General features: G+C 62.7%; 21 protein-coding genes and 2 pseudogenes. 13 read left to right on the top strand and 10 right to left on the bottom strand.

Annotated features, from left to right (window positions below):
• Positions 1-53 precede the first annotated feature (53 nt).
• From M3484_RS16845 to M3484_RS16865, 5 genes and pseudogenes are all read left to right on the top strand, one after another.
• A complete protein-coding gene (locus M3484_RS16845) occupies positions 54-206 on the top strand; it encodes a hypothetical protein (protein ID WP_249498476.1) in 153 nt (50 codons plus the stop codon).
• A gap of 22 nt (positions 207-228) precedes the next feature.
• A complete protein-coding gene (locus tag M3484_RS16850) occupies positions 229-789 on the top strand; it encodes a helix-turn-helix domain-containing protein (protein WP_349306283.1) in 561 nt (186 codons plus the stop codon).
• Positions 782-1,039 carry a hypothetical protein gene (locus tag M3484_RS16855; protein ID WP_249498386.1) on the top strand — a complete coding sequence of 86 codons (258 nt, stop codon included), beginning with the start codon at positions 782-784 and terminating at the stop codon, positions 1,037-1,039. Before M3484_RS16850 ends, M3484_RS16855 begins: the two co-directional genes overlap by 8 nt.
• Entirely contained in the window at positions 1,036-1,899 is an 864-nt protein-coding gene (locus M3484_RS16860; RefSeq protein WP_249498388.1) for a DNA alkylation repair protein, read from the top strand. Before M3484_RS16855 ends, M3484_RS16860 begins: the two co-directional genes overlap by 4 nt.
• 95 nt (positions 1,900-1,994) lie before the next feature.
• Positions 1,995-2,126 (top strand): annotated as a pseudogene (locus M3484_RS16865) (IS481 family transposase); the annotation flags it as partial.
• Positions 2,127-2,134: 8 nt separating this feature from the next.
• On the opposite strand, the pseudogene M3484_RS16870 reads toward M3484_RS16865, so the two are convergent.
• Positions 2,135-2,953: pseudogene (locus M3484_RS16870) on the bottom strand (IS5 family transposase).
• A 239-nt stretch (positions 2,954-3,192) separates the two neighbouring features.
• On the bottom strand, positions 3,193-3,846 hold the full coding sequence (gene fsa / locus M3484_RS16875) for a fructose-6-phosphate aldolase (protein WP_092899093.1): 654 nt from the start codon (positions 3,844-3,846) through the stop codon (positions 3,193-3,195).
• A 122-nt stretch (positions 3,847-3,968) separates the two neighbouring features.
• Here fsa and M3484_RS16880 point away from each other — a divergent pair, with 122 nt between their 5' ends.
• The 4 genes from M3484_RS16880 to M3484_RS16895 all read left to right on the top strand — a co-directional run bounded on the left by M3484_RS16880 (position 3,969) and on the right by M3484_RS16895 (position 8,743).
• A complete protein-coding gene (locus M3484_RS16880; protein ID WP_249498391.1) occupies positions 3,969-6,158 on the top strand; it encodes a primosomal protein N' in 2,190 nt (729 codons plus the stop codon).
• 164 nt (positions 6,159-6,322) lie between these two features.
• Positions 6,323-7,033, top strand: coding sequence for a DUF484 family protein (locus M3484_RS16885; RefSeq protein WP_092901939.1), 711 nt, complete (start codon positions 6,323-6,325; stop codon positions 7,031-7,033).
• Entirely contained in the window at positions 7,030-7,992 is a 963-nt protein-coding gene (locus M3484_RS16890; protein ID WP_283258476.1) for a tyrosine recombinase XerC, read from the top strand. Before M3484_RS16885 ends, M3484_RS16890 begins: the two co-directional genes overlap by 4 nt.
• Positions 7,993-8,038: 46 nt before the next feature.
• On the top strand, positions 8,039-8,743 hold the full coding sequence (locus M3484_RS16895; protein ID WP_171909531.1) for a CDP-alcohol phosphatidyltransferase family protein: 705 nt from the start codon (positions 8,039-8,041) through the stop codon (positions 8,741-8,743).
• 145 nt (positions 8,744-8,888) lie between these two features.
• Here the strand turns inward: M3484_RS16895 and M3484_RS23820 are convergent, their stop codons facing one another.
• The 4 genes from M3484_RS23820 to M3484_RS16915 all read right to left on the bottom strand — a co-directional run bounded on the left by M3484_RS23820 (position 8,889) and on the right by M3484_RS16915 (position 11,873).
• A complete protein-coding gene (locus M3484_RS23820; RefSeq protein WP_092899097.1) occupies positions 8,889-9,725 on the bottom strand; it encodes an EamA family transporter in 837 nt (278 codons plus the stop codon).
• Positions 9,726-9,792: 67 nt separating this feature from the next.
• On the bottom strand, positions 9,793-10,239 hold the full coding sequence (locus tag M3484_RS16905) for a methylated-DNA--[protein]-cysteine S-methyltransferase (RefSeq protein WP_249498393.1): 447 nt from the start codon (positions 10,237-10,239) through the stop codon (positions 9,793-9,795).
• Positions 10,236-10,841: a DUF1176 domain-containing protein gene (locus M3484_RS16910; RefSeq protein WP_249498394.1), complete on the bottom strand. Its 606-nt coding sequence runs from the start codon at positions 10,839-10,841 to the stop codon at positions 10,236-10,238. Before M3484_RS16910 ends, M3484_RS16905 begins: the two co-directional genes overlap by 4 nt.
• A 102-nt stretch (positions 10,842-10,943) precedes the next feature.
• Positions 10,944-11,873: a LysR family transcriptional regulator gene (locus M3484_RS16915; RefSeq protein ID WP_249498395.1), complete on the bottom strand. Its 930-nt coding sequence runs from the start codon at positions 11,871-11,873 to the stop codon at positions 10,944-10,946.
• 102 nt (positions 11,874-11,975) lie between these two features.
• Here M3484_RS16915 and M3484_RS16920 point away from each other — a divergent pair, with 102 nt between their 5' ends.
• Positions 11,976-12,179 (top strand): YjiS-like domain-containing protein, encoded by a 204-nt coding sequence (locus M3484_RS16920; protein ID WP_249498397.1) that lies wholly within the window; start codon positions 11,976-11,978, stop codon positions 12,177-12,179.
• A 115-nt stretch (positions 12,180-12,294) separates the two neighbouring features.
• Here the strand turns inward: M3484_RS16920 and M3484_RS16925 are convergent, their stop codons facing one another.
• Both M3484_RS16925 and ileS read right to left on the bottom strand, forming a co-directional pair.
• Complete coding sequence (locus M3484_RS16925; RefSeq protein ID WP_249498400.1) at positions 12,295-12,882, bottom strand: hypothetical protein; 588 nt, start codon at positions 12,880-12,882, stop codon at positions 12,295-12,297.
• A gap of 358 nt (positions 12,883-13,240) precedes the next feature.
• Positions 13,241-16,180, bottom strand: coding sequence for an isoleucine--tRNA ligase (gene ileS, locus M3484_RS16930; RefSeq protein ID WP_249498402.1), 2,940 nt, complete (start codon positions 16,178-16,180; stop codon positions 13,241-13,243).
• A 217-nt stretch (positions 16,181-16,397) separates the two neighbouring features.
• Between ileS and M3484_RS16935 the strand changes: the two genes are divergently transcribed.
• The 3 genes from M3484_RS16935 (at position 16,398) to M3484_RS16945 (ending at position 18,484) form a co-directional block, all read left to right on the top strand.
• On the top strand, positions 16,398-17,612 hold the full coding sequence (locus tag M3484_RS16935; protein ID WP_249498403.1) for an FAD-dependent oxidoreductase: 1,215 nt from the start codon (positions 16,398-16,400) through the stop codon (positions 17,610-17,612).
• A gap of 62 nt (positions 17,613-17,674) precedes the next feature.
• The gene (locus M3484_RS16940; protein WP_092901948.1) at positions 17,675-18,052 is read left to right on the top strand and encodes a DUF2237 family protein; all 378 of its coding nucleotides are present in this window, start codon (positions 17,675-17,677) and stop codon (positions 18,050-18,052) included.
• Between the two features lie 42 nt (positions 18,053-18,094).
• On the top strand, positions 18,095-18,484 hold the full coding sequence (locus M3484_RS16945) for a group III truncated hemoglobin (RefSeq protein WP_249498404.1): 390 nt from the start codon (positions 18,095-18,097) through the stop codon (positions 18,482-18,484).
• Between the two features lie 8 nt (positions 18,485-18,492).
• Here the strand turns inward: M3484_RS16945 and M3484_RS16950 are convergent, their stop codons facing one another.
• A complete protein-coding gene (locus M3484_RS16950; RefSeq protein ID WP_249498405.1) occupies positions 18,493-18,828 on the bottom strand; it encodes a lysozyme inhibitor LprI family protein in 336 nt (111 codons plus the stop codon).
• Entirely contained in the window at positions 18,825-20,057 is a 1,233-nt protein-coding gene (gene trpB, locus M3484_RS16955; RefSeq protein ID WP_092899115.1) for a tryptophan synthase subunit beta, read from the bottom strand. The genes M3484_RS16950 and trpB overlap by 4 nt, the downstream gene beginning before the upstream one ends.
• Positions 20,058-20,116 lie beyond the last annotated feature (59 nt).

Consider the following 20,116-nt stretch of genomic DNA (forward strand, 5'->3'; position numbering starts at 1 on the left):
TCTGCTAACCCGTCACCTCCCCCGAATCCTTCTTGTTGGGGGTGTTCGGAGGCATGAAGATGATTCCCCTTATGTTCCGCGCTGGCAGCTTCTGCATGGTGCGCAAGGTTCCCAAACGCTACGCAGCCGTCGAGGCGCGTAAACAGGTTTGGCTATCCCTAAACACGGACAACCATGTTGAAACCGTTATCTCCGGCCACACCTGAGTTGATAGACGCATGGCTGCGAATGATGCGGCTGATCGACCGCCCGGCTGAGGTAGAAATACTGGCCCCATTGATTGAGAAGGAAATTCTCTTCCGGATCCTGCAGGGGCCACAAGGTGACATGCTTCGGCAAATCGCTCGGGTCGACAGCCGCCTGTCGCAAATCCGCCGTGCGATCGATTGGGTTCGAACCCATTTTGATGAACCGCTTCGCGTGGAGGCACTTGCGTCGATGACCGGGATGAGTAGCGCCGCCTTCTATCGCCACTTCCGGGCGATAACGGCGATGACGCCGATCCAGTACCAAAAGAGGCTGCGCTTGTTGCAAGCGCGCAGGATATTGATCTTCGAATCTCGCGACGTCACGGCGGTCGCCTTCTCCGTTGGCTATGAGAGCGCGTCCCAGTTCAATCGCGAGTATTCACGCATGTTCGGCATGTCCCCGCTTCGCGACGCCGCGCGATTTAACCAGCCATGCCCCGGCGTCGCTCGCTCCCTTGCGAACAAAAGCCTGAGCCTTGCGACCCCTGATCGATGGCCGACACGTCCTCGAATCCGCCCGGAAAGACCCTTTAATGACTGATGCCTCGCCTTCTCGTCCCCTCGTAAAGGATATCCTCGGCTCGCAGGCGCTGGAGGTCATTGCTGCTGCGGGCCAAGCCAGCTCATCAGGATTTGACCGCACCGCCTTTCTGCGAAACGCATCTGATAACCTCGACAACCTTTCCATCATGGAACGGCTGCGTCACATCGCCGACGCGCTCCATACGGCGCTGCCCGCCGATTATGGCGCAGCCCTCGCCATCGTTCGCGACATGGGTCCGCGATTGTGACGCATGGCTTTCAGGCAGTCGCCATCAGCGAGTTCGTTGCGCGATACGGCACTGACGATTTCGAACTGTCGCTCTCGGCGCTGGCTGATCTGACGCGTTACGGATCCGCCGAGTTCGCGATCCGTCCATTTCTGAATATTGACCCCGCCCGCACCCTGGCCGCAATGCTGGAATGGAGCGGCCATGCCGACTACCATGTTCGTCGACTCGCCAGCGAAGGCGGCAGGCCAAGACTGCCTTGGGCAGCCCGAGTCGACGCCTTGAAAAAAGACCCGACACTGTCGATGCCGATTCTGGAGCGCCTGAAGACCGACCCAAACCTCTATGTCCGCAAGTCGGTCGCGAACCACCTCAACGACATCGCCAAGGATCGGCCGGATTGGTTAGTTGATCGTCTTGCATATTGGCCGCAGGACGATCCTCGAACAGCCTGGATCGTGCGCCATGCCTTGCGTACGCTTATCAAAACGGGTGATCCGCGCGCGCTGGCGCTCTTGGGCGTTGCATACGGCGGCGAAATTGACGTGACCAATTTTACCATAACGCCAAATGCAGTGCAGCTCGGTGATGTTATCACGATGACCGCCCGATTAGCATCCACATCGTCGGAAACCCAGCAAATTGTCGCCGACTACCGCATTCACTACGTCCGCCCCAACGGCAAAACCGCTGCAAAGGTCTTCAAGCTCAAAACATTTACGCTCGCCGGCCGCCGTGACGCCACGCTCAGCATCAAACAGCCGATTCAGGACTTCAGCACGCGCCGCCACCATCCGGGATGCCATGAGGTGGAACTGATCATCAATGGGCAGACGGCAGCCAAAACGGCATTCGATATCCTGTCAATGTCGGATCACTGATCCGGAATGGCACGCGACACGACACGCATCGCTTGTCATCAAGTTCATATCTACTTGAATACAGTCTGCGCGGCGCTCCAGGAACAGCGTGATCTGCTTTGAACAGGCGTTCGAAGTTTGCCTTCGTTCGCCTTGTTCAGAAGGCTGGCAAGTTGGCTTCGGCCCAGTTCCTGCGCGATCTGATCGCAGCGATGCCCTATCGGATCCACACTGTTTTGACCGACAACGTCCTAGGTCATTTTGACAAATGTCGAAGCCATAGCCTGATGCAGGCAACGTCTACGAAGCCGAGGAAACTGTCTGCGGTTTTGTCGTAGCGTGTTGCCAGCCGACGGCTGTTTTTCAGCTTGTTGAAGCAGCGCTCGACCATGTTGCGCAGGGTGTAGATGGTCATGTCGACAGCCTTGCGCACCCTTCGGTTCTTTCGCATTGGGATCATTGGCAGGCGTTGCGGCTCTCGATGTCTTCCCGAATTTTATCAGAGTCGTAGCCCCTGTCGGCGACCAGAACTGCTGGCTGCGGCAGGTTGTCGGCCATCACCATATCATAGCCGGTGTAGTCGGAATCCTGCCCTGGCGTGATCTCGGTCCTCATCGGGAGGCCAGCACCGTTGACGCGGAGGTGGATCTTGGTCGAGAAGCCACCTCTCGAACGGCCAAGAGCCTCTTGTCAGCAGTCCCCCTTTTGCGCCCGCCGTAAGAGGATGGGAGCGGATCACAGTGCTGTCGACCATCTGGAGCTTGTCCGGCGCGATCCCTGCATGGTTCAGTGCGTCCAGGATATCCTCCCACAGTCCGGCCAGGGTCCAGCGGCAGAACTGGCGGTAGACCGAGGACCACTTGCCGAACTTTTCGGGCAGATCACGCCATGGCGCACCAGTCCTTGTGTCGCGCTGCGCCTCGAACCAGTGGCGGCTTGCGCTCCGCCAGAAAATTCCATCCAGAACAAGACGATGGTCCGCAGGTTGCCGCCCGTTCGGGTGCCGGACGGCACGAATGAAGCCCTCGAAGAAGGTCCACTCATCGTCGGATATCAGGTTGAACGCCAAGTTCATCTCCCACGTAGAGATGAGCTTGAATCATAGGTCGCGGACCAGTGGAATCCATTTTGTTAACACGACCTAACGCATGAAAAGACAGCGCGCAGCACAAGGCGGATCCCTCATCCGCCAGGCCCTTTGCGGCCCATCGGCGTCGCACAATCGACCGGGAACACCGGCCTGAGCCAGCCGGCAGAAGTCGATGAGGCGCGCCGGGGAGGCAAAGCCCCCTCCGGCGCGGCCCGAGAGCAGGATCAGAGAATTTTCTGCCCGGTTTTGGCCCAGTCTTTCGCGAACTGCTCCAGACCCTTATCGGTCAGGACATGGTTCGCCATCGCCTTGATCACCGAAGGCGGCGCGGTGATCACGTCAGCCCCGATCAGCGCGCAGTCTTTCGCGTGGTTCACGGTGCGGACCGAGGCCGCGAGGATCTGGGTCTCAAACCCGTAATTGTCATAGATAGTGCGGATATCCTGGATCAGATCCAGCCCGTCGAGGTTGATATCATCCAGACGGCCAACGAAGGGCGAGATGAAGGTCGCACCGGCTTTCGCCGCCAGCAGCGCCTGGTTGGCCGAGAAGCACAGCGTCACATTGACCATCCTGCCCTCATCCGTCAGCACTTTACAGGCTTTCAGACCATCCCAGGTCAGCGGCACTTTGACGGTGATGTTCGACGCAATCTCGGCCAGTTTGCGGCCCTCGGCGATCATGTCATCGGCCTTCTCGGCGACGACCTCGGCCGAAACCGGGCCAGCGACGATCGAGCAGATCTCTTTGGTGACTTCCAGGATGTCACGTCCGGATTTCAGGATGATCGAAGGGTTGGTGGTCACACCATCCACCATCCCGAAATCGTTCAGCTCACGGATGGCATCCACATCAGCGGTATCGACAAAGAATTTCATGGCGTCATGCTCCCATTGGGCGGCCAGGTGGGTGGAGAAAGGGGGTCGGGAGAGCTATTACCGCAAAGCGGCCCTGGACGAAAGAGGGTCCGGCCCCGGAAATGTGAGCGCTAACGGAAATGATGGCAGAACGGGTTTTCGAGGCGGGCGAGACGGTGACGGTGCTGACCACCGAGCCGCTCGGGCCGTTTCTGGATTACCGCGCGCCGGAGGGCGGCTGCGGCACCGGCGATTTCGTCGAGGTGCCGCTGGGCCCACGCCGGGTGCTGGGCGTGGTCTGGGGGCCGGGGCTTGGCGATTTCGACCGCGCCAAGCTGCGCGATATCCGGCAGGTTCTTGATGTGCCGCCAATGCGGGCCGAACTGCGCCAGTTCCTGACACGATCCGCCGACTATACCATGACCTGGCTGCCCTCGATGCTCAGGCTTGCGACGCGCGCGCCGGGGCTGACGGACCCGCCCTCGATGCGCAAGGTGTTGCGGTTGAGCGGGCCGGTGCCGAACCAGCTGACCGATGCGCGCCACCGCGTGATCGAAGCGCTGCGCCAGTTCGGCGGCGCCTCGGTTCTGCCAGGCGAGCTGGCAGAAGCCGCCTCGGTCTCGGCCTCGGTCGTCAAGGGGCTGGTGAAGCTCGGGGTGATTTCCGAGGAAGAGGCACCGCGCGATCTGCCCTATCCGAAGCTGGATGCGCTGCGGCCCGGGCGGCTTTCAGGCGACCAGATCGCCGCCGGCGAGGCGCTGCGCGAGATGGTCGGCAAGGGTGATTTCCAGCCGGTCCTGCTGAAAGGCGTCACCGGGTCCGGTAAAACCGAAGTCTATCTCGAAGCCGTGGCCGAGGCCTTGCGCCGGGGCCGCCAGGCGCTGGTTCTTCTCCCCGAAATTGCGCTGACCGCCGATTTTCTGGCCCGCGTCGAGGCCCGCTTCGGCGCCCGCCCCGGCGAATGGCATTCCGGCGTGACGCAAACCGAGCGCCGCCGCCTGTGGAAAATGGCCGGCACCGGCGATGTCGGGCTGGTGGTGGGCGCGCGCTCGGCGCTGTTCCTGCCCTTTCAGGATCTGGCGCTGATCGTGGTCGATGAAGAACATGACAGTTCCTACAAACAGGAAGAAGGCGCGCTTTATAATGCCCGCGACATGGCGGTTCTCAGGGCCTCGATCACCCATTGCCCGGTGGTGCTGGCCTCTGCGACGCCCTCGCTCGAAAGCTGGGTCAATGCCGACCAGGGCCGCTACCTGCGGCTGGATCTGACCTCGCGCTTCGGGGCGGCCGAGATGCCCGCGATGCGCGCCATCGACATGCGAAGCGAGAAACTGCCGGCGGATCGCTGGATGTCGGAGGCGCTGGCAAAGGGTGTCGAGGCGCGGGTCAAGGCGGGCGAACAGGCGCTCTTATTCATCAACCGGCGGGGATTTGCGCCGGTGACGCTCTGCCGCGCCTGTGGCCAGCAGGTCGGCTGCGACCAATGTGACGCGCGAATGGTCGAGCACCGTTTCCTCAAACGCCTTGTCTGCCATCAATGCGGCGCGACCAGACCGGTGCCGGAAAGTTGCCCGTCCTGCGGCGTCGAAGGCCGGATGGCGGCAATAGGCCCCGGTGTAGAGAGGCTGGCCGAAGAGGTCATCGCGCGCTTCCCCGAGGCACGGGTGGCGGTCTTATCCTCGGACCTTTTCGGCTCGGCCCGGGCGCTGAAGGCTCAGATAGAAGAGATCGCGGCGGGCGGCGCCGATATCATCATCGGCACGCAGATCGTGGCAAAGGGGCATAATTTCCCGCATCTGACGCTTGTTGGGGTGATCGACGCCGATCTCGGGCTGCAAGGGTCCGATCTGCGCGCGGCCGAACGCACTTTCCAGTTGATGCGTCAGGTGGCAGGGCGTGCGGGGCGCGCCGAGAAACCGGGCGAGGCCTGGCTGCAGACCCATCAGCCCGAACATCCGGTGATCCGCGCCATTCTCGGCGGCGATGAAGAAGCCTTCTGGCGGGCCGAGGCCGATGAGCGCCGCCAGGCAAACGCGCCGCCCTTCGGCCGCTTTGCCGGCATCATCCTCTCCGGCCCCGATCTGCAGCCGCTCTTTGATTTCGGTGCCGATCTCGCCCGTGCGGACGGCCCGATCCGCCAGGTGGGGGGCGAAGTGCTCGGCCCGGCCCCCGCCCCCATTGCCCGCGTCCGCGGCCGCCACCGTGTCCGCCTGCTGATCCGCGCTCCGAAAAGCGCGGCGCTGCAAAATGCGATTGCGGCCTGGCTCAGACAGACCCGGCAACCGAAGGGCGTCCGCCTCGCCATCGACATCGACCCGCAGAGCTTTCTGTAACCCTGCGAAGCTGGGGCTGCCCCAACTGCTTCGAGGGGGATTGCCGGAGGCAGATATGCCACGCGCAGGGCCGTATGCGCCGGGGTGAAAGGAAATACTTCCTCAGCCTTTCCCTTTTTTGCTATATTTGGCCCCGAACAACGAAAAACACCGAGCAGCTTTCAATGATCGAACCTGACTTGCGCGACCGCATCCTTGCGGAGCCGGAAAATCTGCTGGATGACCGCGACCTCATGAATGCCCTGGTAGCGGCAAATGAGCGGGCGATGGGCTCCAATGTCATTGACCTGCGCGGCATTGCCATGCAGCGGCTGGAGACAAGGCTGGAGCGGCTGGAAGACACCCATCGCTCAGTGATTTCCGCCGCGTATGAAAACCTTGCCGGCACCAATCAGATCCACCGCGCCATTCTGCAGATGCTTGACCCGCCGGATTTCGCCGGTTTTCTCGCCGGTCTCTCGGGGGAGGTCGCGGCGACTTTGCGCGTCGACCGGGTGCGGCTGGTGCTGGAAAGTGCGGGCGGCGGCGAACAGGCCGAAGATCAGGCGCTGTCCCGGCTGGAAAATGTGCTGCTGATCGCCGAGCCCGGCTTTACCGGCGGCTATATCGCCGCAGGCCGCAAGACCGCCTCGCGCAGCGTGACGCTGCGCCCCGTGTCCGCCCAGGTGCAGGCCGGGTGCGACCGCATCTATGGCGGCCACGGCTTTATCCGTTCCGAGGCGCTCTTGCAGCTCGATTTCGGCCAGGGCCGGCTGCCGGGGATGCTGGCGCTTGGCGCAGAAGACCCGCATCAGTTCCGCCCGACCCAGGGCACCGATCTCCTGGCCTTCTTCGCGGGGGTTTTCGAGCGCTCCATGCGCCGGTTCCTGTCATGAATGATCTCACCGCGCTGACACCACAGATGCGGGCAGCGCTGAGCGACTGGCTGGCCGGGCTCTCGGCACTGGGCAATGCCTCCGGTCACACGATCATCGCCTATCGCCATGATGTGGTGAACTGGATGGGCTTTCTCGCCGCGCATCACGGCGAGCCGGCCGGGCCGGCAACCATTGCCGGCATGAGCCAGTCCGACCTGAGGGCCTGGATGGCCCATGAGCGCGGACGCGGGCTCTCGGCGCGCTCGCTGGCGCGGGCACTGTCTTCGGTGCGCAGCTTCGCGCGCTGGCTGACCGAACGGCAGGAGGGGCTGGGCGAGGCAACCGTGATCCTCTCGGCGCGGAGCCCGAAATTCCGCCGCCGCCTGCCAAGACCACTCAGCGAGGCCCAGGCGCTCGGGATGATCGAAACCGTCTCGTTACAGGCGCGGACCGACTGGCAGCAGGCCCGCGATATGGCGGTGGTGACGCTGCTTTACGGCTGCGGCCTCAGGATTTCCGAGGCGCTGTCGCTGACCGGCGCCGACCAGCCGCTGCCCGATATGCTCAGGATCACCGGCAAGGGCGGCAAGACGCGACTTGTGCCGGTGTTGCCGGCAGCGCGGGCGGCGGTTGCCGAATATGTCCGGCTCTGTCCCTTTCAGATCACCGGGGCAGACGCGCTTTTCCGGGGCGCCCGCGGTGGTGCGCTGAACCCGCGGCTGATCCAGAAAGCGATGGAACAGACGCGGCTGCAGCTTGGCCTTCCCGCAACCGCCACGCCCCACGCTATGCGCCACAGCTTCGCCACTCACCTCCTTTCGGCGGGTGGAGACCTGCGTTCGATCCAGGAATTGCTGGGCCATGCCTCGCTTTCGACCACCGAAGCCTATACGGCGGTTGACGCCGCGCGGCTGATGGATGTCTATGCAGCCGCGCATCCCCGTGCGCATTCTTCGCCGCAACGGGGGGTTTCCTGACCCGCCGGAGATTGCATTTTCGGTGCTATTGCTTCATGAGTTTGTGATGTCAGACCGCTATAAAGCCCTTTCCGTTCATCTGCTGACCGCCTCTGGCGCGGTGCTGTCAATGCTGGCGATGCTGGCTGCGGTCGAGGCCAAATGGAGCCTGATGTTCCTCTGGCTCGTCGTCGCTTTGATTGTCGACGGGATCGACGGGCCGCTGGCGCGCAAATTCGATGTGCAGAAAAACTGGCCGACCTATGACGGCGTGCTGATGGATCTGATCGTCGATTATCTGACCTATGTGTTCATCCCGGCCTATGCCCTGTTCAAATCGGGGCTGCTGACCGGCTGGACGGGCTGGATCGCGATCATCGTGATCGTCTTCGGCTCGGTGGTCTATTTCGCCGATACAAGGATGAAGACCCGCGACAAAAGCTTTGCGGGCTTTCCCGCCTGCTGGAATATGGTCGTGCTGGTGCTGTTTGCGGTCGCGCCCTCGCAAGGGGTGATCCTGGCCCTCGTGATCGCGCTGACGGTGACCATGTTCACCAATCTGAAATTCATCCACCCGACCCGGACCAAACGCTGGCGCAATGTCTCGCTGCCGGTCTCGGTCGCGTGGATCGTCTTTGCCGCCTGGGCGGCCTGGATGGATTTCGCGGAAGGCAGCCTCGCCCATTGGGGGCTGATCGTGACCTCGCTCTATCTCGCCCTTGCAGGTATCCTGCAGCAGATCATTCCCGAGGGAATTCGCCGCGTCAGATAGACCGGTCTCTCTCTGGCCTGGCGGTGGGAGCCTCCGGCGGGGATATTTAGAGACAGATGAAATCTGCTTTTCTGATTATTTCATCTGTCCATAAATATCCCGGGGGTAAGGCCCTGTAAGGGCCGGAGGGGGCTGGCCCCCTCCCTTACACCCTTGTCAGGATCACGCCGGCCACAATTACAAGCGCCGCCGCAGCCTTTTCCCGGCTCATCCGCTCGCCAAAGACCAGCCAGCCGATCAGCACCGCGAACAGGATCGAGGTTTCGCGCAGCGCCGCCACCAGCGCGATGGGGGCAATGGTCATGGCCCAGACCGCAATCGCATAGGCGCCGAAGCTCGCGGCGGCACCGATCGTTCCCATCTTCCAGGCCTGAAAGCCCAACGGCACCACTTTGCGGCCGCGCATGGCCAGCATTCCCAGCGAGAAAATCAGCCCATCCGCCACGAAAACCCAGGCGATATAGGACACGGCATTGCCCGAAATCCTCGCGCCCTGGCCGTCGATCAGCGTATAGCAGGCCGTCGCCAGTGCAGAGCCGAGCGCGAAGGGCACAAGCTTGCGGTTCTCATCGCTTGCGAACACGCCCCGCGCCATCATCAGGATCCCCGCCGCCAGTACCGCAATGGCGAGATACTGGCGCGAACTCATCACATCGGTCAGCAGGAATACCCCCGCCACCGTCACCAGCATCGGCGCCGCGCCACGCGCAATCGGGTAGACCCGGCTCAGATCCCCGCGCTCATAGGCATAGCTGAGAAAGTACTTATAGGCGAAATGCGTGATCCCCGCCGCGATCACCCAGGGGATTGCCGCCGGGTTGATCGGCCCCATGAAAAAGGCAACGCCAAGGCCGATCGGCACCTCCATCACCGACAGAACCACCATCGCACCGATCTTTGAGGTGCCCAGCTTGATCAGCGCATTCCACAGCGCATGGAGGAAGGCCGCTGCCATGACAGCGAGAAAGACGCCAAAGGTCACGATAAAAAACCGTTACAGTTCCGTTACGCCGATCTCTGGCACGCGGCGGCGGCGGCGGCAAGCGGGCTCATATCAGAAGCCCTGCCGCTCCCTCGAACCGCAACAGTGCCACCTTGGTCTCGACACCGCCCGGGGCGGAAAAGCCTCCCAGCGTCTTTGCGCCCAGCACCCGGTGGCAGGGGATGATGATCGGGATCGGATTGGCGCCGCAGGCCTGGCCCACAGCCTGTGCGGGCGCGCCTGTGAGCTTCGCGATCTCGCCATAGGTGCGGGTCTCGCCCTGCGGGATCGCCACCATCGCGCGGCGGACCTTTTCATGCAGCCCCCTGCCCCAGTCAAGCGGCAGGTCAAACCGCACCAGCCGGCGTTCGAACCAGGCCGAGAGCTGCGCGATCCCCTCGCGTTGCAGCGCGCTTGCCCCGGCCTCGCCCTCGCCCCAGACCAATGCGGTGATCTGCTGGCCATCATCGCGCAATGAGACCGGCCCAAAGGGAGTTAGGCAAAAATTCTTCATTCGAAATTCACCAGGGTGACGGGATTGCTCTCGCCATCATAGCTGGCATCCACCTCATAGCGCACCAGCCGGAAGGCGGCATCCTGCAGCCGCCAGATCCCGGCATCCGAGGCATCCCCGATCCCGCGCCAGAAGGTATGGGAGGAAATCTGCAGCGTTTGAGGATCGAAACCGGCGTTGATCGCCAGCAGATCCGCACTCCAGCCATTGATTTCCAAAAGGCTCACCACACTATCCGCCTCGCCGGGCGCCGCGGCCTCCTCGTCATATTCGATCTTCAGCGTTGGCCGGGTCAGGCCCACCGGAATCGCTCCTCCCTGATCGGTGGAGATCATGAAGACCTGCGAGGTATTATAGGCGTAGATATCGCATTGAAACTCCCAGACCACCCTCGGGATCGGATCGCCCCAGCTGCCGGGGCTTTCGACCTCGAACCGCTTCGGGGGCTTGAGCAGCCGGCCATCTTCGGAAAACGCCCCGGTGCATTCTTCGGCAAAGGTCGCTGAAAAAGCCGCAATGGCGATGGCATCCTCCGGCAGCGCCGGCTGGGAGAAGGCCGGGCTGGCCGTCGCCAGCAGCAGCGGAAACAGGATCTTTCGCATCAGAGGGTCTCCTTCACATGCGAGACTGGCATGTCGGCCCCCCGCTGCCAAGCGCCGCGCCCTGCCCGATCCGCTCCCGCCTGATCCGGAAGACGGCATGGGTCAGCAGCGGGGCGCCAGCACGCTGCGCTCCGGCGCGATCTTTTCTTCGGTGCCCGGGGCGCGCGCCATGGCGAGGGGCCGGAACGCCTCGCGCAGAACCGCCGCCATGCCTTCGATCGCCGCCGAGCCGCCCCGCGGATTGCGCCGCAGCAGCACCCGTGCCGAATCAATCGCCGGGAACCCCTCTTCCACCGTCAGTTCGCGGCATCCGACCGGGATCGTCGACCGCGACAGCGGCGAGATCGCCATGCCATTCGTTACCGCATTGCGCATGCCGCTGGCCACATCGCAATACCAGGCCCGCCGCCAGCGCAGCCCCTGGTGGTTCAGCGCCGCTTCGGCAAATTCGCGACACCAGGAGCTTTCGATATAGACCGAGACCGGCAGCGGCCTTCTGAGATGCTGCATATGGGTCATCGAGGTCACCCAGACCGTCGGGTCGATGGCCAGAAGCTCGCCTTCCTGGAAATAACTGGTGTCATGGATCACCGCGATGTCCAGCCTGTCCTCCTCCAGCGCCTCCAGCTGCTTTTCGGAATGGTCGCACAGGACCGAGACCTGCAGCCCCTCATGGCGTTCGTCAAAGGCGGCAAGCGCACGCGGCAGGATGGTGCCGGAATATTCATCCGGAATGCCCACACGGACCGGCCCGGTCAGCGGTTTTTCCCGCAATGCCAGCGTTGCCTCATCCAGCAATGCCACCACACGCTGCGCATAGGGCAAGAGCTGTTCACCCCGCGCCGTCAGGCTGACGCCGCGCGCAAGCCGCTGGAACAAGGGCTGGCCAAGATTTTCCTCCAGCCGCCGGATCAACAGGCTGACGGCCGATTGTGTCCGGCCCAGCCGCGCCGCCGCAAGCGTCACCGAGCCGGCCTCGGCCACGGCGAGAAAGCCGCGCATCAGATCACTTTCAAGATGAGGGTGCGGCATCGCCATACCTATAAATGAAAATCATGAAACCCATTAAATCTATTCGTTTGTGAAATGTCAAAACCAGAGCGATACAGGTGGGGTAATTCCAAGGAGGCTGAAATGTTCACCCGTCTGAAATCGCAGATGCAGATGCGCCGCTCTACCGCGTTCCTGCTTAATCGCGCGGATGACCGGTTGCTGGACGATATCGGCCTGACCCGTGGCGATCTGATGGCCATGCATGAGGGCCTGGCGCCCGATACCGGCGCCGCCAATGCGCAGGTTCTCCTGCCGCTCTGGCTTGGTACGAAACGCGCCGCCTGAGTTTTGACCGCAAGCTTTCTGATCGTCTCCTGTCGGTGACGAAAACTCTGACGCCAGCGATTGCCGCTGGCGTCTTTTTCATTCCCTTCCGGCGCTGCGGGAAAGGGGGTGCCGGTCAGATATAGCCGGCTTCCGCCGCTTTCTGACGCAGTTCTTCCCGGCTGAGGTCGATCATTGTCTCGCCCGCACGGGTCACGGTGGCGCGGTTGCGGTCGATCCGGAACAGATCCTCACCGATCTGAAATTCGATCTCGGGCGACATGGCGAGGAAACCGCGCTTTGCGGTCAGCGTGTAAAGTGAATCGCGCATCCCCTCGGCCTGGTCGCGGTAAAACAATGCAATCAGCTGCGGCAGCTGCATGCGGATGGCCTGGGCACCGGCCTTCCTCGCATCCGGCAACGGCACTTTGAACATCCGCGACGGCCCGGTGGCCATCTTAAAGGTGACATCATCGCCGAAGATCTCACCCTTCACCTTTTGCGTGCTGCGTCTTTGCTGCGGCCTTGAGGGCACTTCCTGATATTCGGCGCTGAAGCTTTCGCGCGTGCGGATTGGCTGGCGGTCGGTGACGGATACCACGCGCATCCGGGGCGACTGTTGCCCGGCAATCAGGGCGAGCCCGACCAGCAACACATCCCCAAAGAACAGCCGCGAAAGGTCGAGAGACTGACGCCCGGCAATATCGCTGACCTGCATATTCATGGGCCTTGCACCTCTGGCTGTGGAACTGATCCGTTCACAGACACCCTGATCCTGGCCGAAATCGGAACAAACTAAGGTAATCCCGCGACCAAAGACGTCAGGTCACCCGTCGCGCCCCGGGTTCTTTTTGCTCCTGAACGTTCTGTAGCGGCTGTTCCGACGCCTGTTACCGGACGGGCTGATGGATTTACACTGAGCCGGGCAACTGGCCTTCTTCAGGGATCTGGCCGGATTGTCGGCGCTAAAGGCCTTTCCACCTGGCTTGCCCCATTCCGCTGATCTGCATGGGTGGGGGCCGCCCGAAACAGAGAAAGGCCGCATCCTGCGATGCGGCCTTTCTGGTGCCCGGGGGCTTATGTCAGCCCAGGACGCTGTTACAGCGCGCGCAGGTCTCGGGATGTTTGTGGCTTCCGACATCGGGCAGGATCTGCCAGCAGCGCTGGCATTTCGCGCCTTCCGCCGGGGCAAAGACCACTTTCACCGCCGGTGCATCGGCCAGGGTGAAAGCCCCGTCCGGCGCGGCGGCATCGGTCACGCGGATGCCGCTGGTGATGCAGATATCGGCAAAGGCGACCGAATTCAGCGCCGCCAGCATCGCCGTATCCGCCACATGGACCACCGGCTTCGCCTCAAGGCTGGCACCGATCACCTTGGCGGTACGCTCCACTTCCAGCGCACCGGTCACGACGCGGCGGGCAGCGCGGATCCCATCCCATTTCGCCGCGAGGGCATCGTTTTTCCAGCCTGCCGGTGTCTCGAAGAAATCCTCGAGATGGACAGAGCTGTCCTCGCCCGGATGGCGCGCGAGCCAGACATCTTCCATCGTGAAGGGCAGGATCGGCGCGAGCCACGTCGTCAGGCGCTGGAACAAAAGATCCAGCACCGTGCGCGCGGCCCGGCGGCGGATACTGTCGGGCGCGTCGCAATAAAGCGCATCCTTGCGGATGTCGAAATAGAAGGCCGAAAGGTCGACAGTCGCAAAGTTGAAGAGCGTCTGGAACACGCCCGCAAAGTTGAAGGCACGGTATTCGCGCCGCACTTCAGCATCGAGTTCGGCGAGGCGGTGCAGCACCCATTGCTCCAGCTCGGGCATTTCCGCCGCTTCGAGGCGCTCGGTCTCCTGGAAGCCGGACAATGCGCCCAGCATGAAACGCAGGGTATTCCTCAGCCGGCGATAGCTGTCGGCGGTGCCTTTGATGATCTTCGGCCCGATCCGCTGATCCAGCGTGTAATCGGTCTGCGCCACCCAGAGCCGCAGGATATCAGCGCCATATTCGGCAATGATCTCTTGCGGCGCGACCGTGTTGCCGATGGATTTGGACATTTTCATGCCCTTCTCATCCAGCGTGAAGCCATGCGTCACCACATTGCGGTAAGGCGCGCGACCACGCGTGGCCGAGGCCTGCAACAAAGACGAATGGAACCAGCCGCGATGCTGGTCAGTACCTTCCATATAGACATCGGCGATGCCGTCATCGGTGCCATCGGCGCGGTCACGCAGCACGAAAGCATGGGTCGAGCCAGAATCGAACCAGACATCGAGCACATCAAAGACCTGGTCATAATCCGCCGGATTGACCACGCCTTCGAGGGCTTTCTCTTTGAACCCGTCCACATACCAGACATCGGCGCCGTCTTTTTCAAAGGCGTCGAAGATGCGGCTGTTGACGGTTTCATTGCGCAACAGGAAATCCGGATCGGTCGGTTTAGCGCCTTTTTTGGTGAAGCAGGTCAGCGGCACACCCCAGGCGCGCTGACGCGACAGCACCCAGTCCGGACGGTGCTCGATCATCGAATGCAGGCGGTTCTTGCCCGAAACCGGGGTGAATTCCACCAGATCCTCGATCGAGGTCAGGGCGCGTTTGCGGATCGTATCGCCGAACTCACCAAAGCCGTCATTCAGCTTTTCGTCGATAGCGGCGAACCATTGCGGCGTGTTGCGGAAGATCACCGGCGCTTTGGAGCGCCAGGAATGCGGGTAGGAATGCTTGACCTTGCCCTTGGCCAGCAGCGCGCCCGCATAGGCCATCTGCTTGATATTCGAGACATTGGCCGGGCCTTCCTTGCCATCGGCAAGAATGATGTGCTGGCCCGCGAACAGCGGCAGTTCGGCGCGATACGAGCTGTCTTCGGTGACGTTATAGGTCATCGGCAGCCTGAACCTGACGCCCATCTGATAGTCGTCATCGCCATGGCTCGGCGCGGTATGGACAAAGCCGGTGCCCGCATCATCGGTGACATGGTCGCCCGGCAGCATGGGAACGTCATAATCCCATTCGCCATTCGCGCCCTCAACCCCGTGATAGGGGTGACGCAGGATCACGCCTTCGAATTCCGACGCGTTCACATCGCGCAGACGGGTCCAGGCCTCGACCTTTGCCGCAGCCTTAACGCCTTCGGCCAGCGCATCGGCCAGCACCAGGGTCTCTCCGACCACGGCCGTCGATTTCTCATCTGCGGCATCGACACGGTACAGACCGTAAGCGATCTCCGGCCCGTAAGCGACCGCGCGGTTTTGCGGGATCGTCCAGGGCGTGGTGGTCCAGATCACCACCGAGGCATTCAGCAGCTCGGTATTGATGCAGCCATCCAGCTCCGGGAAGCTTGCTGCGGATGCAGGGCGGAACCGTACCCAGACCGTGTGGCTCGTATGGTCGTGATATTCGATCTCAGCCTCGGCCAGTGCGGTTTTCTCGACCGGCGACCACATGACGGGCTTTGACCCCTGATAGAGCGAGCCGTTCATCAAAAGCTTCATGAAATCCTGGGCGATCACCGCCTCGGCATGATAAGCCATTGTGAGATAGGGATCCTCCCAGTTGCCATAGACACCGAGCCGCTTGAATTCCTCGCGCTGGACATCAACCCAGCCCTCGGCAAAGCGGCGGCATTCCTGGCGGAAATCGACGGTGCTCACATCGTCCTTATTCAGCCCTTTGGCGCGGTATTGCTCTTCGATTTTCCATTCGATCGGCAGACCGTGGCAATCCCAGCCCGGCACATAGCGCGCGTCATGGCCCATCATCTGATGCGAGCGCGTGATGATGTCCTTGATGGTCTTGTTCAGCGCATGGCCGATATGAAGATGGCCATTCGCATAGGGCGGGCCGTCATGCAGCACAAAAGACGGGCGGCCCGGTTTCGCGCGCAGGCGGTTATAGACGTCAAGCCGCGCCCAGCGGGCCAGCCATTCGGGCTCGCGCTTCGGCAGGTCGCCGCGCATCGGGAAATCGGTCTCGGGAAGGAATACGGTGTCGCGGTAGTCGACACCCGTTTCAGCGGTGGTTTCGGCGCACATCGGATGCGGTCCTCTGGAATGTTGGCTTTGGGGCGCCCCTTGCCTGCGCGTCACGCAGCAGGATTGGTCCGCGCGAAATCTCCCGGCGTGCTGGTGTTCAGCGCGCCGGGCCGCTAATTCGGACACCCGGGGTCCGGGCGAGGATCGCAAAAGAATACGACATGGGGTCGGCTTATAGTCGCGGGCCGGGACCTGGTCCAGAGCCTGGGTGAGGATGATGACGGGGAAAAGCACGGCAAAAGCGCTTGAGATCGCGGTGGTGGGCGCCGGCATGGGCGGGCTGGCAACGGCAAGCCTGCTTGCGCGCGACGGCCACCGGGTCACGCTGGTCGAGCGGTTTGCGACGCCGCGCCCGCTGGGCTCGGGGCTGGTGGTGCAGCCAGTGGGCCTGGCCGTGCTGGATGAGCTGGGTCAGGGCGATGCGGCCCGTGCGCTCGGGGCGCCGCTCCGGCGGATGCGGGGCTGGTCGGTCGACCAGCTTTCAGGCGCCACGCGCAGCCGCGTCGCGCTTGATGTGCATTACCCGGCGACAGATCCGGCCTGTGCGATGCATCGCGCAAGCCTCTTCCATGTGCTCTGGCAGGCGATGGAGGTCTCTCCTGTCACACTGATCACCGGCGAGACGGTGCGCGAGGCACCGCTGCGCCAGGGCCGGCGGATGCTGGTCTCGGATAGCGGCGAGATCGGCGGTTTTGACCTGGTGATCGATGCCTCCGGCGCGGGTTCTGCGCTGTCGCCTTTAAAGGCGCGGGAGCTTGGCTATGGCGCAATCTGGACGCATGTGCCCTGGCCCGAAGGATCTGATCAGGGCCAGGATCAGCTGCGCCAGCGTTACTTTCGCGCAAGCCGCATGGCCGGTCTGATGCCCATCGGCCGCCTGCCCGGCGAGGCGGGCGCCCGCGCCGCTGTCTTCTGGTCGATGCCGCGTGCGGATCTGGCGGGCTGGGGTGAGGCACGTTTCCAAGCCTGGAAGGCCGAGGCCAGCGCCTTCTGGCCCGAGATGCAGCCCTTCCTGACTGGCCTGGATCATGCCGGCCAGATGACGACAGCGCTCTACAGCCATGGCACGCTGGGCCGGCCTTATGCGCCGGGGCTGGTCTTTATCGGTGACAGTGCGCATCGCGCCAGCCCGCAGCTTGGCCAGGGCGCGAATATGGCGCTGCTCGATGCGCTGGCCCTGCGCGAGGCGCTGCGCGGTGATATAGATGATGCGCCCGCCGCCTATGCCAGGATGCGGCGCTGGCATGTGCGGATCTACCAGCTGTTCAGCCAGTTCCTGACCCCGGCCTATCAGTCGGACAGCCGGCTGCTGCCACAGATCCGGGATCTGTTCCTGGCCCGGATCTCGCTGGTACCACCGGTGCCGCAGATATTGACGCGGCTGGTGGCGGGGCATCTCGTACCGCCTCTGGCCTCGAAACGCTGGCCCTGACCTGCCTCCCCTTGACCGGGCCGGGCGCTTTCAGCAGGCTGGGCCGCGAAAGGGAGCATGTGATGAAATACCCGTCGATCAATGTGCTGGGCGGCCCGCTGGAAGTCTGTTCGACCCGCCCGCTCACCGGCTTCTTCCGCGATGGCTGCTGCAATTCCGGGCCGGGCGATCAGGGGCGGCACACGGTCTGCGCCGAGATGACGGCAGAATTCCTTGCTTTGTCGAAATATCTCGGCAATGACCTCTCGACACCCCGTCCGGAATTTGGCTTTCAGGGTTTGAAGCCGGGGGATCAGTGGTGCCTCTGTGCCAGCCGCTTTGCCCAGGCACATGACGAGGGCGCGGCGCCGAAGCTGCGCCTCAAGGCGACGCATCATGCGACACTCGACCTGGTTCCGCTGGAGGTTCTGAAGCTGTATGCGAGTGATGGGGAAGCCTGAGCGCTTTCACTTATCGAACATTTCAGCCCGAAAGCCTGCTCTATGACCCTCGCCCGCTTTCCTATTTCCGACATTGAGCTGCGTGGCGTGGTTCATGACTTCTACCGGGAGGTCCGGGCGCATCCGGTGCTTGGTCCGGTCTTCGGTGCCCATGTAAAAGACTGGCCGGAGCATGAGGAAAAGATCGTCGCCTTCTGGCGCAATGCGATCCTGATGGAGCGGGGCTATGATGGCAATCCGATGGCCGTCCATAAAGCAGCCGGCAATGTCCGTGCCGGCATGTTCATCCCCTGGCTGAAGCTTTTTGACGAGGTGCTGGCCCGGCGCCTGCCGCAGGAAACCGCCCGCGCCTGGTCGGCGCTTGCGCATCGGATCGGGAGGGGGCTCAGCCTCGGCCTGCAGGAATATGGCGGCATCCCGAAACTGAAATAGATCAGCGATCAGAGCGGTCGGTCGATCCCGTCATAGATCGCCTGCAACGCCCGGATGCGTTTGGCATAAGCGGCACGGATACAGGTGATATCGGCCTCACAGGCCATGCGCTGCCGCAACCAGGCCGCCTGATCATCGAGGATCTCGCCCCGATACCCCATGGCAAAAAGCCCGGTCAGAAATTTCAGCAGCGTCGCCATTTCCACATCGGCGTCGTTCAGGTCGCGATTGTCGCAGATCGCGCGCTCATTCGGGCTGAGCCCTGCAAGGCTACAATCGAAACTGGCCGCCGCCGCCGGGAGCGGCAGCGACAGCAGAATGGCAAGCGACAGCGCGCGCCTCACCCCTGGATCTCGACACCGAGATGGCGGGCGACGGTGAAGATGTCCTTGTCGCCGCGCCCCGAGAGATTGACCACGATGATATGGTCCTTCGGCAGGCCAGGCGCGTATTTCGTCACATGGGCCAGGGCATGGCTGGGCTCGAGCGCCGGGATGATGCCTTCGGTCTGGCACAGAAGCTGGAACGCCGCGAGCGCCTCGTCATCGGTGACCGAGACATATTCGGCGCGACCGACATCGTGGAGCCAGGAATGTTCCGGCCCGATACCGGGATAATCGAGGCCGGCCGAGATCGAGAACCCTTCGAGGATCTGACCGTCCTCATCCTGCAACAGATAGGTGCGGTTGCCATGCAGCACGCCGGGGCGGCCGCCGGTAAGGCTGGCGCAATGCTGCATCCGCTCATCCACGCCCTTGCCGCCGGCTTCGACGCCGATGATCTTCACCGACGGATCATCGAGGAAAGGATGGAAGAGGCCCATCGCGTTCGAGCCGCCGCCGATGGCCGCGATGACGGTGTCGGGCAGGCGGCCCTCGCCTTCCTGTTCCTGCAACTGCTCGCGGGTTTCTTTGCCGATGATCGACTGGAAATCGCGGACCATAGCCGGATAGGGATGCGGGCCGGCAACCGTGCCGATGCAGTAGAAAGTGTCGCGCACATTGGTGACCCAGTCGCGCAATGCATCATTCATCGCGTCTTTCAGCGTGCCGCGACCGGACGTGACCGGGACGACCTCGGCCCCCAGAAGCCGCATGCGGAAGACGTTCGGGGCCTGGCGTTCGACATCATGGGCGCCCATATAGACCACGCATTTCAGGCCGAACCGCGCGCAGACGGTCGCGGTCGCCACGCCATGCTGGCCGGCGCCGGTCTCGGCGATGATGCGCTTTTTGCCCATGCGCCGCGCAAGCAGGATCTGGCCCAGCACATTGTTGATCTTATGCGAGCCGGTATGGTTCAGCTCTTCGCGCTTGAGATAGATTTTTGCGCCGCCGAGATGTTCGGTAAGGCGCGGCGCGTAGTAAAGCGGGCTCGGGCGACCGACATAGTATTTCCACAGATCGGCCATCTCGTCCCAGAAGCTCTGGTCGGTTCTCGCGCGTTCATATTCGGCTTCGAGATCGAGGATCAGCGGCATCAGGGTTTCCGAAACGAAACGCCCGCCATGGATGCCGAAGCGGCCGCGCTCGTCCGGGCCGGTCATGAAGCTGTTGATACCGTCATCGGCCATGGTGTTCCCCTCGTGCTGTCTTTGCTGGTGTAGCGCCCTTGGCGCGCGGGGAAAAGGGG

It is taken from the genome of Pseudomonas sp. GX19020 (assembly GCF_023371075.1).
In the GTDB taxonomy this organism is placed as follows: Bacteria; Pseudomonadota; Alphaproteobacteria; order Rhodobacterales; family Rhodobacteraceae; genus Pseudogemmobacter.

Bases quoted from the DNA above. Each gene is read 5' to 3' on its own strand.
- M3484_RS16845 (WP_249498476.1), top strand. From the start codon at position 54: ATGAAGATGATTCCCCTTATGTTCCGCGCTGGCAGCTTCTGCATGGTG.
- M3484_RS16850 (WP_349306283.1), top strand. From the start codon at position 229: ATGATGCGGCTGATCGACCGCCCGGCTGAGGTAGAAATACTGGCCCCA.
- M3484_RS16855 (WP_249498386.1), top strand. From the start codon at position 782: ATGACTGATGCCTCGCCTTCTCGTCCCCTCGTAAAGGATATCCTCGGC.
- fsa (WP_092899093.1), bottom strand. From the start codon at position 3,846: ATGAAATTCTTTGTCGATACCGCTGATGTGGATGCCATCCGTGAGCTG.
- M3484_RS16880 (WP_249498391.1), top strand. From the start codon at position 3,969: ATGGCAGAACGGGTTTTCGAGGCGGGCGAGACGGTGACGGTGCTGACC.
- M3484_RS16885 (WP_092901939.1), top strand. From the start codon at position 6,323: ATGATCGAACCTGACTTGCGCGACCGCATCCTTGCGGAGCCGGAAAAT.
- M3484_RS16890 (WP_283258476.1), top strand. From the start codon at position 7,030: ATGAATGATCTCACCGCGCTGACACCACAGATGCGGGCAGCGCTGAGC.
- M3484_RS16895 (WP_171909531.1), top strand. From the start codon at position 8,039: ATGTCAGACCGCTATAAAGCCCTTTCCGTTCATCTGCTGACCGCCTCT.
- M3484_RS16905 (WP_249498393.1), bottom strand. From the start codon at position 10,239: ATGAAGAATTTTTGCCTAACTCCCTTTGGGCCGGTCTCATTGCGCGAT.
- M3484_RS16910 (WP_249498394.1), bottom strand. From the start codon at position 10,841: ATGCGAAAGATCCTGTTTCCGCTGCTGCTGGCGACGGCCAGCCCGGCC.
- M3484_RS16915 (WP_249498395.1), bottom strand. From the start codon at position 11,873: ATGCCGCACCCTCATCTTGAAAGTGATCTGATGCGCGGCTTTCTCGCC.
- M3484_RS16920 (WP_249498397.1), top strand. From the start codon at position 11,976: ATGTTCACCCGTCTGAAATCGCAGATGCAGATGCGCCGCTCTACCGCG.
- M3484_RS16925 (WP_249498400.1), bottom strand. From the start codon at position 12,882: ATGAATATGCAGGTCAGCGATATTGCCGGGCGTCAGTCTCTCGACCTT.
- ileS (WP_249498402.1), bottom strand. From the start codon at position 16,180: ATGTGCGCCGAAACCACCGCTGAAACGGGTGTCGACTACCGCGACACC.
- M3484_RS16935 (WP_249498403.1), top strand. From the start codon at position 16,398: ATGACGGGGAAAAGCACGGCAAAAGCGCTTGAGATCGCGGTGGTGGGC.
- M3484_RS16940 (WP_092901948.1), top strand. From the start codon at position 17,675: ATGAAATACCCGTCGATCAATGTGCTGGGCGGCCCGCTGGAAGTCTGT.
- M3484_RS16945 (WP_249498404.1), top strand. From the start codon at position 18,095: ATGACCCTCGCCCGCTTTCCTATTTCCGACATTGAGCTGCGTGGCGTG.
- trpB (WP_092899115.1), bottom strand. From the start codon at position 20,057: ATGGCCGATGACGGTATCAACAGCTTCATGACCGGCCCGGACGAGCGC.